At 40.3% G+C, this 12,526-nt stretch carries 12 protein-coding genes and 2 rRNA genes; 6 read left to right on the forward strand and 8 right to left on the reverse strand.

The window, feature by feature from the left end; genetic code table 11:
• Window positions 1-201: 201 nt before the first annotated feature.
• From NMAR_RS05405 to NMAR_RS05415, 3 genes are all read right to left on the reverse strand, one after another.
• Window positions 202-1,125: a hypothetical protein gene (locus NMAR_RS05405; protein ID WP_012215392.1), complete on the reverse strand. Its 924-nt coding sequence runs from the start codon at window positions 1,123-1,125 to the stop codon at window positions 202-204.
• Window positions 1,126-1,214: 89 nt separating this feature from the next.
• The gene (locus NMAR_RS05410; protein ID WP_148680122.1) at window positions 1,215-1,583 is read right to left on the reverse strand and encodes a DUF5654 family protein; all 369 of its coding nucleotides are present in this window, start codon (window positions 1,581-1,583) and stop codon (window positions 1,215-1,217) included.
• A gap of 39 nt (window positions 1,584-1,622) precedes the next feature.
• Window positions 1,623-2,591: a nitroreductase family protein gene (locus NMAR_RS05415; protein ID WP_148680123.1), complete on the reverse strand. Its 969-nt coding sequence runs from the start codon at window positions 2,589-2,591 to the stop codon at window positions 1,623-1,625.
• 169 nt (window positions 2,592-2,760) lie between these two features.
• Between NMAR_RS05415 and NMAR_RS05420 the strand changes: the two genes are divergently transcribed.
• Window positions 2,761-3,234: a universal stress protein gene (locus NMAR_RS05420; protein ID WP_012215395.1), complete on the forward strand. Its 474-nt coding sequence runs from the start codon at window positions 2,761-2,763 to the stop codon at window positions 3,232-3,234.
• A gap of 3 nt (window positions 3,235-3,237) precedes the next feature.
• Window positions 3,238-3,537, forward strand: coding sequence for a hypothetical protein (locus tag NMAR_RS05425; RefSeq protein WP_012215396.1), 300 nt, complete (start codon window positions 3,238-3,240; stop codon window positions 3,535-3,537).
• A gap of 35 nt (window positions 3,538-3,572) precedes the next feature.
• On the opposite strand, the gene NMAR_RS09755 is transcribed toward NMAR_RS05425, so the two are convergent.
• Entirely contained in the window at window positions 3,573-3,722 is a 150-nt protein-coding gene (locus NMAR_RS09755) for a hypothetical protein (protein WP_187146511.1), read from the reverse strand.
• A gap of 106 nt (window positions 3,723-3,828) precedes the next feature.
• Between NMAR_RS09755 and NMAR_RS05430 the strand changes: the two genes are divergently transcribed.
• Window positions 3,829-4,044 carry a hypothetical protein gene (locus NMAR_RS05430; protein ID WP_148680124.1) on the forward strand — a complete coding sequence of 72 codons (216 nt, stop codon included), beginning with the start codon at window positions 3,829-3,831 and terminating at the stop codon, window positions 4,042-4,044.
• Here NMAR_RS05430 and NMAR_RS05435 read toward each other — a convergent pair whose 3' ends face one another.
• Window positions 4,045-4,845, reverse strand: a complete 801-nt coding sequence (locus NMAR_RS05435) for a helix-turn-helix transcriptional regulator (RefSeq protein WP_012215397.1) — start codon at window positions 4,843-4,845, stop codon at window positions 4,045-4,047.
• Window positions 4,846-5,070: 225 nt separating this feature from the next.
• Between NMAR_RS05435 and NMAR_RS05440 the strand changes: the two genes are divergently transcribed.
• Window positions 5,071-5,253, forward strand: a complete 183-nt coding sequence (locus tag NMAR_RS05440) for a hypothetical protein (protein WP_148680125.1) — start codon at window positions 5,071-5,073, stop codon at window positions 5,251-5,253.
• Entirely contained in the window at window positions 5,253-5,474 is a 222-nt protein-coding gene (locus NMAR_RS05445) for a hypothetical protein (protein ID WP_148680126.1), read from the forward strand. The genes NMAR_RS05440 and NMAR_RS05445 overlap by 1 nt, the downstream gene beginning before the upstream one ends.
• Window positions 5,475-5,476: 2 nt before the next feature.
• On the opposite strand, the gene NMAR_RS05450 is transcribed toward NMAR_RS05445, so the two are convergent.
• Entirely contained in the window at window positions 5,477-6,508 is a 1,032-nt protein-coding gene (locus NMAR_RS05450) for a DUF4377 domain-containing protein (RefSeq protein ID WP_012215398.1), read from the reverse strand.
• A 188-nt stretch (window positions 6,509-6,696) separates the two neighbouring features.
• Between NMAR_RS05450 and NMAR_RS09955 the strand changes: the two genes are divergently transcribed.
• The gene (locus NMAR_RS09955; protein WP_238523157.1) at window positions 6,697-7,371 is read left to right on the forward strand and encodes a DUF2127 domain-containing protein; all 675 of its coding nucleotides are present in this window, start codon (window positions 6,697-6,699) and stop codon (window positions 7,369-7,371) included.
• 364 nt (window positions 7,372-7,735) lie between these two features.
• Here NMAR_RS09955 and NMAR_RS05460 read toward each other — a convergent pair.
• Window positions 7,736-10,725: ribosomal RNA gene (locus NMAR_RS05460) — 23S ribosomal RNA — on the reverse strand.
• A 148-nt stretch (window positions 10,726-10,873) separates the two neighbouring features.
• Window positions 10,874-12,344: ribosomal RNA gene (locus NMAR_RS05465) — 16S ribosomal RNA — on the reverse strand.
• Together the 16S and 23S rRNA genes form the textbook arrangement of a ribosomal RNA operon.
• Window positions 12,345-12,526 lie beyond the last annotated feature (182 nt).

Consider the following 12,526-nt stretch of genomic DNA (forward strand, 5'->3'; position numbering starts at 1 on the left):
ACAACTAATTATCCAAATACTGCACACCTATGATTAAATAAAAAAGTGTCAAGTGTTTGTCAATGAATTTTCAGATATGAAATTAACTACTTTTTTGAAGAATTACTATCATGGTAAAAGAATTCTTTGAATTCATCTGGGATTTGGTCTCAGGAAACTAATTTTTCTTTTTTTCTAATTGTTATGTTACAACAGATTTGATCAAGTTCCGTTATTGTCCTTTGATTTTTTTACCTCGTCTTGCAGTTTTTTCTCCACATCATCAGTCTCTTTTTCTATTTTTTTCTCAATATCATTTGTTTCTTCTTCTATTTTCTTTTCAATATTTTCAGTTTCTTTTTCTATCTTCTTTTCAATTTCATCAGTTTCCTTATCTATCTTCTTTTCTAGATCTTCTTGTTTATCTTCTATTTTTTCTACATGGATTTTGATTTTTTCATCTATTTGTTTTTCAATTTGTTCTTCTAATTTTTCTTCTGCAACAGGCAAAATTTTTCGTTTTATCAAGAACAAAATTCGTAAAAATGCCTCAACGATAATTGCATATGTAACAAATCCTAGGATTTTTCCTAAAAATGGAAGGAATCCAAATGTTCGTTCTGCCACATCTTCTGCAGTAAAGAAAATACTACTAGTAAGGAAGATACCCAATAATGCAAAGGGTATTAATTTTGCAAAATCCTTTGCAAGATCTTCTTTGTAGTATGCAGATATTCTAACAGTTACTACCAATGAAATTACAATTAGAAATACATGTTCTATTGGCAAATCTGGTGCCATAAAGAACAAAAATGTAGAATAAACTACAAACCAAACTAGAACAACCAGAGGAAATACAACAACATATTTTACAAAATAGACAATAATCGAAGTGATCTTTTTTCCATCTGTCTCATATTTTTTTAGACGTAAAGGAATCATTTCACGTCTTGCAAGGAATCTGTAAAAATTCCAGATAAAAATTCCATATACAACCATCCCTATGGAATATCCTATCAAATCAGTGAAGGACACATCTGTTCCAAATTGACTTGTGATATTTTCAAAATCAGTAAAGTATGTGATTATGTTTTCATCTATTGTAATTCCTGCAAACGTAAAAAGACCGAAAATTAGGGCAAACATAATGTAGTGTGTCTCAGTAAATATTTAACTTAACTTAGTGGTCAACCATTAAGCCAAATTACATGTATTATTTTTAGAGACTTTTTTGTTTATTTTGAAATAAACTTGTCATCGCTTGCAGAATGCTCTTTTGATAGATGCTCCATAAATTCTGCTTCTACATATGTCTTAAAATTACATAATGCACACCTGTAATCTCGTTTTCCTAACAGAGCTTTTGCTTGAGATGCAGCTCTTGCAACAAAAATTGTCAGAACAACTGCAATCATGGTTACAATAATTGCGTAAACTATCATTGGTCCTACTTGATCAGTTGGTCCAAAGTACTCACGAAACAACGCCTTGATTGCTTCATTCCAAGCAAGTGCGGCTACCAAACCAAAGGCTGCAGCAATGAGTGCAGCAATCTTGTCTAAAATTTCATGTTTGATAGATGTTGATTCGGGTTCATCTGCCATGAAAAAACTCATTTGAAATTAAATAAATATCATTCTGGGTTATTCAATGACTCTGATTAGTTCTTTTAGATGTCTTCTTGACTTTGGTGGTTTTTTCTTATCAGGATAACCAATGCAAAGAATAGATGATGGTCTCAAGTCAGTTCCAAGAATCTTCTTTACTTTTTCTTCATCAAACATTCCTATCCAAATGGTACTTAATCCAACACCTGAAGCGGCTAACAAGGAAAATGTTGCAGCTATTGTTGCATCCTGCAAAGAAAACTTGTCTAATATTTCAGGAGGAAATTTCAATTTCACTCGGGATGGATCTGTACAAAACACCAGTACAACTGGTGCGTTGACATAAGGTTGCTTGTTTGCAGCCTCTACAAGGGCTTCTTTTGTTTTTTTATTTTTTATCAAAAATACTTGGAAACCTTGAAAGTTTCCTGCAGTAGGTGCAACATCAGCTGCCGAAAGAATCTTGTCAATCTTCCAATCCTCAACCTTTGTTTTGTCAAATTTCCTTGTTGAGCGTCTAGTTGCAAATACCCTAAACAAATCAGTAGGAGACAAGTCTTGCCTAATTTTTTCAGGTTCTGAAGACAGGATAGCTTGAATCAAAGATTTTTTTGGATCTTTGATAGAAATTTCTCTTTGTACTTTATCGTCATCTCGAATCCATATAGAGGGATAGAACTCTTTTGTTCCAATGTAGACATACTGGGGTTCATGTGGGACTTTGGCATACTCTAAAACGTCTTCTTGAATTTGATTTGTGTCTACCTCTAACAATCCATGATTACTCAAATTAAACTGAGTAACATCAGAATTCACTCGAATATAGCTTGATTGATCTTCTAATTCCACTTCACCAACAGAGTTTTTTTTAAAAAGTTCTACAAGATTTGATAATTCATTTTTGTTTAGTATTACGACATCAGTGTCATCCTCATCAACCCCTTCCCATACAATTCGACATCCATCTTTTGTTGTGTAAGAGGGCTCAATTGCTTTGTATTTCACAACACTTGATATATCAAACATTATAAAAAAGAATTAGATGATTTTGATGTCTTTTTCCTTTCACCTCATACATAAAAACACAAAATTTGGGTTATAGTTCTAAAGATTTGATTTATTTTGTTCTTTTGGCAGTCAACAATTTATTTAGGAATATCAAAACACACCTGTAATGTATAAAGCCATACTTGTTCCTCATGCAGGAACTCCAGCAGGAGACAATGCACTAAAACATGCAATACATGCTGCAAAGAATTCATCTGCCAAGATAATAATCCTACACATTATTGAAGAGATTCAAAGGCCACCAATATCATTTGGTCTAGCAGAGTCAGAAAGAGAGAAAATATTTGACAGTATCAAAGATGCAAATGAATCAATACGTCAAGAGATGGAAAAAGTGATGGAAAAACTTAGTCAACAATGCAATGATGAAAGCATTGAAACCAAAGTTAAAGTTGAGATGGGAGATGCAGCTGAGATCATTCTAGATACAATTCAAAATGAGAATATAGATTTAGTCGTAATGGCAAAACGTAGAAAATTAAAAGGAGTAAAAAAACTGTTGTCACTAGGAAGCGTATCTAGAAAAGTAGTAGAAAATGTTACTTGTCCGGTTATTTTGCTTGATGTTGATAATACTTAGAACATGGTTCACAAGGTTCTAGTCGATGAACAGGCTTTAGGATGGGGAGAAGACAATCAAGATTTAATCCATCAAAAATACGAAAAAATATTTTTTGTCGGAACTAAACCTGCCCCACCAAAAGGTAGCAATGATAAGGAGATAGGTACATTCTGTGAAGAACAAGGATGCAACTTGATTACATCAGATTATACTGCATATACACATTTTTTGGAAAATCCCAGAATTAATGCGGTCCAAATTGAAAAATTCCAATACAACTCAAAAGCATCAAGACAAATCTATTTGATTAGAATTCTATGAGTTTTGGACCAGATATAAAATAAAAAAATGTGTTGCTAGCCGAGTAAACCGCTAGCAACAAAGTAGGCACCTGCACCCATTCCCATTACTGCACCGATTGCCATGCAGATGAGGTCGAATTTTACGACCTTTTTGAATGGGGCGTGAACCATTTTATCCCAGTTTGAGATTTGTTGTGTTTTCATGATACTAGTTGCACATAGTTGAACATAGATTCTGGTAAAACCAAGTCATTACAGGTAAGCTTGAAAGCTTACCGCACTCTATGATGTGGCAAATCTACACCATATCATGAAAACAAGTATCAAAGCAATGTTTGTGATTATGGCAATCTTGTCGTATCACTTTGTTGCATCAGATAAAATGGAAGAAAAGAGTCCTCAGGCATTTTGGACTTCAATCTCTTATGTTACATGTGAAGGAGGATCATGTGAGGAGAAAGGAGATCACAGACACGAACACAAAAAGAAGAAGAGTTTGAGAACTTTGCAGGGAATTTACATTTGATTACTCTTTTAGTTTGCTTTCTTTGAATATATCAGAGCCATACCAACAATATCTAAAATAGTCAAGACACCATTCATGGAACATTGGGTCATCAGAATAGAGCATCTCACTAATGTCAGACTCACCATCCAATGTAGGAAACATTATGCAGGCTTCTTTTTCGTTTAGAACAACTACTGTTTTGACATCCTTTTCCATCTTTCTTTCAACGAGTCCCTTTTCCATAAGCTTGTCAAATCCAAGTTTTTTTAGCAATGTCTTTCTTCCCTTTGGAACGACAGCAGACTCTGAAAAGATATAGTTGAATCGTATACCCTTCTTGACTCTTTTTACAAGCGGTTCAATAAGATCAAGTGGAACTTCAGATAAAATCTCATAGACGTATTCATCAGAATTTTTGTATATAGTCTTCCAGGTTTCTAAAACTTTGGATACTCCCTTTACATATTGGGAGTTTGCTAATTGTCCACAACGCATTTGAAACTTGTGTGGGACATCACCAAAATTGTGTTCTTCAAAATATTTTCTGTTTTGTGACAAAAACACAAGTGATGGGACCTGTGTGCATACAACTTGACCAAATGTTGTAAGAGAGTACGTTCCTCCAACATTTTTCTTTATCAATCCGGCTTTTTCCAATCTTGAAAAATTTCTGTGTACTTCTTGTTTTGTAGAGTCGATGCTTTTGGCAAAAGCAGTAGGGGTGGATTGTTTTGTTAGCAATCCAATCAGTATGCTTAATCTCTGAGAGCTTGCAAGCTCCAAGACATAATCTGCAGTCTCATCAATCAAGTCAGCCATGAAAGACTCACCATTTTGTTTCCTAAAAAACTAGTTGGAAATAAGCTAAAACTAAGGAAATGATTTGGTGAGGCGTATCACAAAGTCAGCTTGATAGCTGACTAGGGTATATGTTCAAAAGTAACGTAACTATACTATGCGAGAACACACTGTCACCCTAGACAAGTTACAGAACTGTGAAATTTTTGTCACAAGTTCTCGCTATATTATAGGAGTGAAAATGAATTGCGAGTAGAGAGTTGTAGAAAATGTGGTACAGAATTAGAAATTAGACAAAACTGTTCTGTATGCAAAGAACCAAAAAAATTTGAATGTAAAAATTGCAAGGTTGAGACAGATGAGCAAATTCACTCCATATGCAGACTAGTTGACATGAACTATACACCAACAATATCAGAGGTTGCATAATGTCAAGAGAATCTGATCCTCACCCATCATGTATTGGAAAATGCATAAAATTTCAAGCACAAAAACCAAAGGTGGGAAAAAGATACCAGTTGGGTCAGAAACTATGCCAAGCATGTGATCAATGGATACTATATGATGGAGTGATGTGTCCTTGTTGCCATCACCGACTTAGAACTAGACCAAGATGCAAGAAATACAAAGTTGAGGTTGCACGAATTTAGTTTTAAGGAATGTCATTAGTACATTCACCTACATGTTTTATTGTAACATGGCTTGATGCAATTGCACATTTGTTTCCATATGTTTTCCCATCAACTCCACAGACAGGTGCATACTCTAAAGTGCATGCAAATACTGGAAGAGGTATTTGCCATCCACGTTGTTCAAGATTCTTTGCTGTTTCAGAAGTTACACATGCAGGTGAGCCGTCATGAGATTTGAAAATCAGATTCAGTTCTTCAGCACATATTACATCTGCAGATGAAATACCAGCATCTCCTTGTTGAGATGGTCTAAGATATGGTTGTTTTACTCCATCCATGACACATACTTTGCCAGGATATATCCCAGGACCACATCTATCATTTAGGACACATATTTCTCCAAGCGACACAAATCCTGGAGCACATACTCCTTTGTATGGAATGTGTTTTGCAAATGATTTTTGGTCTAAAATTTCAATTAACTCATATTTTTTGCTAGATGCATCAGCTGGAGGACTCTCTACATCAGTGACTTTTACAGAAATTTTGTAAGACTTTCCTTCAGCATAATCAAATCCTTGGATAGAATCATAGAAATTTTGCCAGTTAGAATTAGGATCTTCACGGATTTGCATGCATTTCATAGGTCCTACACCAACACAGTCAACCAGACTTGAATCAACATGGAAGATTTTAGTCTCGTAAGGAACTTCTAATCCCAACTCTATTCTAACTTGTTTTCGTAACTCATCAAGTTCCTCTACTGGAATCTGTAGACTGACCATTTTTCTAATCTGGTTCATCAAGACTAGTCCTTCTTGATCATGAGATAGTTGGTTTCCTGTTTCCTCAAATGCATAATATGCCTTCATGATTTCAAGGCGTTGACGGGTATCATCTTCATCAGGGTTGTTCATCCAATTCTCAACCATAACTTTGAGTTCTTGTTGATTAATTGAGGAATAGTTTTCAGAGATTGTTTCATCTGCAAAAGAATTTGAAATTGCAAATGTGCCTAACAAAAATAATGAAATAGCAATAATTAGTTTCATGAAAAATCTAAGAAATAGTAGTTAATAGGGTTTGATGAAAATGAGATTTTACCAACATGGATTCAAATCTTTAGAGGTTTTAACCTTTAATGATAAAGCAAGACCATAATCCAAATCATGTTTTACAAGTATTGGTTTAACTCTACAAAACAGAATCCTTGATAAAACACATTACAATCCCAATATTGTTGGACAAAGCTTTGCTTGATAAAGTTCAAGAACTTTTGATTCTTGGCATTGGTGATGAAGGTAGATTAAGACATATCAAAAGTATGTTAGAACAAGATCTAAAACTATACGCTTCAGATGCAAAATATTTGGAGAATCTCATCCAAACCCATTTGCCTGATTCTGAAAATACTGATTTGAAAAATGATACAAAAAAAGAAACTACTCAAAATAAGACTCTACAAAATAACAGTAATGAGAATAAACCAAATTCTACAAAACCTAATGAAATTCGTGTTACTTCCACAAGAAATTACGTGAGACCTTTAGGTGTAACTATCATTGCTATTTTGGAAATTATTTCTGGAATTTCTTCAATAGTAATTGGTGCAGTTTTCAGTATGTTGGTGGGCTTTGTTGGTGCAGATGTTTTTGATATGATTGGTACTAGTATTATGGGAATTGTCAGTGGCACCATGGTTGCTATGGGCGTAGTAGCTTTTGTTTTGGCTTGGGGATTACTCAAAGGAAAATCATGGGCATGGACTGTTACTCTAATTTTTACTATTCTCAATGTGATTATCAGCATTCCATCAATGAATCCAATTAGTCTAGCAATTAACTTTGTAATATTGTACTACTTGTATCGTCCACATGTCAAAGCATACTTTGGCAAAGGTGCAGAAATATTGTAATGTTAATCAGAATCAAAAATAAAAAAATTCTCAGACGTCACATAATTGAACTACTAGAAAAGTCAGATTTTCTTTAACCATTACTTTGAAGAATTTACCAACAGATCTATTAGCAACCTTCGATCTGTTCTCTTGATGTCTGAAAACCAAAAACAATGGTGGGTAGGATTAGCAGATGAACTGCAAAACGACATTGAGTTAGAAGAATAAAATCAAAGCTTAGTGTCCACTAGGGATTTTTAATTCACAAAAAATTCTATAGCTTTCGCTAAGAGTGATTAAAAATAAAATCATCGTACAAGTCGTGTATATTCCACTTTGATGAATAAAATGATTCATCGCGCATAGTCTCTATGTAAGTGGCTGAACCGATGTGTTGGTCTATTAGTAAAGGCTGGCTCACCACTCGCCGAAGCTTGTGATCTACACCACCTTCCTATCAACGCAGTCTTCTGCTGCCGACCTTCATCTTACGAAAGAATAACTTGTCTCGGGATAGGATTCGTGCTTAGATGCTTTCAGCACTTAGCCTAAACGGCTTAGCTGCCCGGCCTGCCTTGTCAGACAACCGGTAAACCAGTGGCCACGCTGCTCTGTTCCTCTCGTACTCGGAGCAACTTCCCCTCAGTTATTCACGCTTCCATCAGGCAGAGACCGACCTGTCTCACGACGGTCTAAACCCAGCTCATGTTCCCTTTTAATAGGCGAGCAGCCTCACCCTTGGCCCCTGCTGCAGGACCAGGATAGGAAAAGCCGACATCGAGGTACCAAACCGCGGGGTCGATAGGAGCTCTCGCCCGCGACGAGCCTGTTATCCCTGGGGTAATTTTTCTGTCACCTCCGGGCCCCAATAGTGGGCACACGAAGGATCGCTAAGCCAGACTTTCGTCTATGAATTCCGTGCGTTTGGAAATCCATTCAGTCGAGTTTTTGGCTTTGCCCTCTTCAACGGATTTCTGCCCCGTTTGAACTCAACTTTGGGCCCCTTTGATATCTTTTCAAAGGGGTGCCGCCCCAGCCGAACTGCCCACCTGCACGTGTCTCCGGTCTTCACTGGATAAGTGGTACTGCAAAAAGAGTCTGGTGTTACATCGTTGCTTCCCAACACCCCGGAGAGTGTTAAGCATGGCTCCCAGATACCCTGTGCAATTCTTACTATACCACAAGCACAAGCTGCAGTAAAACTCCACGGGGTCTTCTCTCCCCGATGGAAGGCGATGGACTGTTCGTCCACCTTATGTGGCTTCACCGGGTTGTAGGCGGGGACAGTGGGGCTCTCGTTGTTCCATTCATGCGCGTCGGAACTTACCCGACAAGGCATTTGGCTACCTTAAGAGAGTCAGAGTTACTCCCGGCGTTAACCGGCCCTTAGCTCGGTTGAACCCAAGTTTTAGGTACCGGCACCGGCCAGGATTCAGCGACTATACAAATCCTTTCGGACTAGCAGTCGCCTGTGTTTTTATTAAACAGTCGAAACCCCCTTGTCATTGCAACCTGCGGTCCCCATTCCTCATGAAGATCGCAGGCATCCCTTATACCTAAGCTACAGGACTAATTTGCCGAATTCCCTCGCCATACGGTATACCCGTAGCACCTTAGCTTACTAAGCCAGCGCACCTGTGTCGGTTCTGGGTACGAGCTTGCACTTTGCTAACTACACAGTCTTTCATGGTCTCCTGGAATCGAGAAAACTCCGCTAACGCGGAGCCATTCCTACCTCGAACTGGTTCTCGTCATTACGACACTCCCCAGTTCTCGAATAGTTAGATACAACGACGATTGTACAACCCCTATCCGGAAGCAAACCATATAGCTCAAACGCTCCATGCAAGGTACTAGAATATTAACTAGTTTCCCATTCGGTGTACTCTGTTGAGGTACATCTTAGGATCGACTACCTCCAGGCTGATAACGCATTGCCTGGAAACCCTTGCGCTTACGGTGGTATGGATTCTCACCATACTATGCTGTTACTGCCGCCAGGATCTGCAATAGAAACCGGTCCACAGGACGTTACCGCCCTGCTTCGACCCAATCACTACGCCAACCTACCACGAAACATCCATTGATGTTTATCTAAAGTATCGGTACTTTGCTTTAGCCCCGTCCGTTTTTGAGGCATCCCCCCTCGGCAGGTAAGTTGTTACACACTTTTTAAAGGATAGCTGCTTCTGAGCTTACCTCCCTGCTGTCTTGGCGAGAACACGCTCTTTAGCTTGACACTTAGCAAAAATTTGGGGACCTTAACTTCAGTCTGGGTTAAACCCCTTTCGGTCATGAGCCTTACGCCACATGAACCCGTGTCCTTGCTTCTACGATGTATATCCGTTCGGAGTTTGAATGAGCGGTGAGGGATTTCTCCCCCGCGCCGCTCTATCAGTGCTCTACCGGAAACACTATCTCCACAAAGCACGCCCTGCGAGACGCTTCGGTTGGAACTAGCGAGCGCCAGTCTAGATTGGTTTTTGACCCCTATTCCCAGGTCACAACAACGATTTGCACGTCAGAACGTCTTAAGACCTCCAGCGGGCTTTCGCCCGCCTTCATCTAGCCCAGGAATAGATCGACTGGCTTCTAGCCTAGCCGCCATGACTCTACGCACTTTCACACGCTTCTCCTCACAATGCTGCGAGAACTCGGTTTCCCTTCGCCTACATCTTTAAAGATTTAAGCTTGCCATGACAGTTAGCTCCCTGGCCCGTGTTTCGAGACGGAACGCATGACACTGATGACTTGAACATCAAATCTTCAACTCTATTGCTAGAATCTCCAAAATGAAAAAATCACCTTCCATGCCATGCACGTCTGTAAGTAATAGGTTTCATGCACTTTTCGCCCCCCTTCCGGGGTACTTTTCAGCTTTCCCTCACGGTACTAGTCCACTATCGGTCTTGAGAGATATTTAGCCTCAGATGCTACTTTCACCTGTATTCATTGCCCACTACCAAGGACAACTACTCGGGTATGAATAGGACTCTTCCCATTTCGCTTACGGGGATATCACCCTCTATGTCAGTACTTTTCAGAACATTTCAGCTGTGTTTCAAGATTCCATATTATCATACCAAAACACCACATCTCCCGAAGGATTCAGTTTGGGCTATTTCCTTTTCGATCGCCTCTACTTGGGAAATCTCAATTGATTTCTTTTCCACGTGGTACTAAGATGCTTCAATTCCCACGGTTCGACTTCCAATACTAGTGTACTGGAATACACAAAAGTGTAAGATTCTCATTCGGACATCTCGGGATCATAGGATGCGTGCGCCTACCCCGAGCTTATCGCAGCTTGCCACGTCCTTCATCTCTCCTCAAGCCTAGCAATCCACCTATTACCGTCTTTACACCGGCAAATTCAGCCACATATTACACGACTATGCACGACGATCATTGCAGGTCTCCTGGCAGAGACCCACTACATCCTTCATACATCACTTTTGGTGATGCATTGCATCGATGATTTGATGTGAAGATTAGTGCATCCGTACACTTTCCTTATCTAAGGAGGTGATCCGACCGCAGGTTCCCCTACGGTCACCTTGTTACGACTTTTCCCTTGTCACGAACCTCAAGTTCGATAACGCCAATCAGACGTCACCTCGCTAAAAGCTCACTTCAATGAAACGACGGGCGGTGTGTGCAAGGAGCAGGGACGTATTCACCGCGCGATAATGACACGCAGTTACTAGGGATTCCATATTCGTGAGGGCGAGTTGCAGCCCTCAGTCATAACTGTGGTAACGTTTGAGGATTACCTCATCCTTTCGGATTCGAAACCCATTGTCGTTACCATTGCAGCCCGCGTGTGGCCCCAGAGTTTCGGGGCATACTGACCTGCCGTGGCCCCTTCCTTCCTCCGTATTAACTACGGCGGTCCCGCTAATTCGCCCCACTACTCCTGAGAGTAATGGTGGCAACTAGAGGCAGGGATCTCGCTCGTTACCTGACTTAACAGGACATCTCACGGCACGAGCTGGCGACGGCCATGCACCACCTCTCAGCTTGTCTGGTAAAGTCTTCAGCTTGACCTTCATTCTGCTGTCTCTCCGGGTAAGATTTCTGGCGTTGACTCCAATTGAACCGCAGGCTTCACCCCTTGTGGTGCTCCCCCGCCAATTCCTTTAAGTTTCATACTTGCGTACGTACTTCCCAGGCGGCAAACTTAACGGCTTCCCTGCAGCACTGCATTGGCCACAAGCCAATGCATCACTGAGTTTGCATAGTTTACAGCTGGGACTACCCGGGTATCTAATCCGGTTTGCTCCCCCAGCTTTCATCCCTCACCGTCGGACGTGTTCTGGTAGACCGCCTTCGCCACAGGTGGTCATCAATAGATCAAAGGATTTTACCCCTTCCTACCGAGTACCGTCTACCTCTCCCACTCCCTAGCTCTGCAGTATTCCCGGCAGCCTGTACGTTGAGCGTACAGATTTAACCGAAAACTTACAGAGCCGGCTACGGATGCTTTAGGCCCAATAATCATCCTGACCACTTGAGGTGCTGGTTTTACCGCGGCGGCTGACACCAGAACTTGCCCACCCCTTATTCAACAGTGTTTCTAGGACTGTCAAAAGGTTCGTTTAGCACAAACCACTCGGATTAACCTTGTCGTGCTTTCGCACATTGCAAAGTTTTCTCGCCTGCTGCGCCCCATAGGGCCTGGGTCCGTGTCTCAGTACCCATCTCCGGGCTACTCCTCTCAGAGCCCGTACCTGTAATAGTCTTGGTGGGCCATTACCTCACCAACAAACTGATAGGCCGCAGTCCCATCCTACGGCGATAAATCATTTGGAACACAAACCATTCCAGGTATAGTGTTCTATCGGGCATTATACTCAGTTTCCCGAGGTTATTCCCGTCCATAGGGTAGGTTGACTACGCGTTACTGAGCCGTCTGCCTTGTATTACTACAATGACTCGCATGGCTTAGTATCAATCCGATAGCAGTCAGGTCCGGCAGGATCAACCGGATTCTGAATTTTTGATTTTTGATTATTGAAGTACATTTGTACTTTAATTGGAATTGACGGATGCACATAATCTTCACATCTCAGATATTGATCACTTGATCAAAGTCCTCATTTTTGTATGCGTAACTGGAGGCCCACGAATCACAAAATGGTATATTACCATACTTCATCGCAAGCGCCGCCTA

This window comes from Nitrosopumilus maritimus SCM1, from assembly GCF_000018465.1.
Classification (GTDB): domain Archaea; phylum Thermoproteota; class Nitrososphaeria; order Nitrososphaerales; family Nitrosopumilaceae; genus Nitrosopumilus; species Nitrosopumilus maritimus.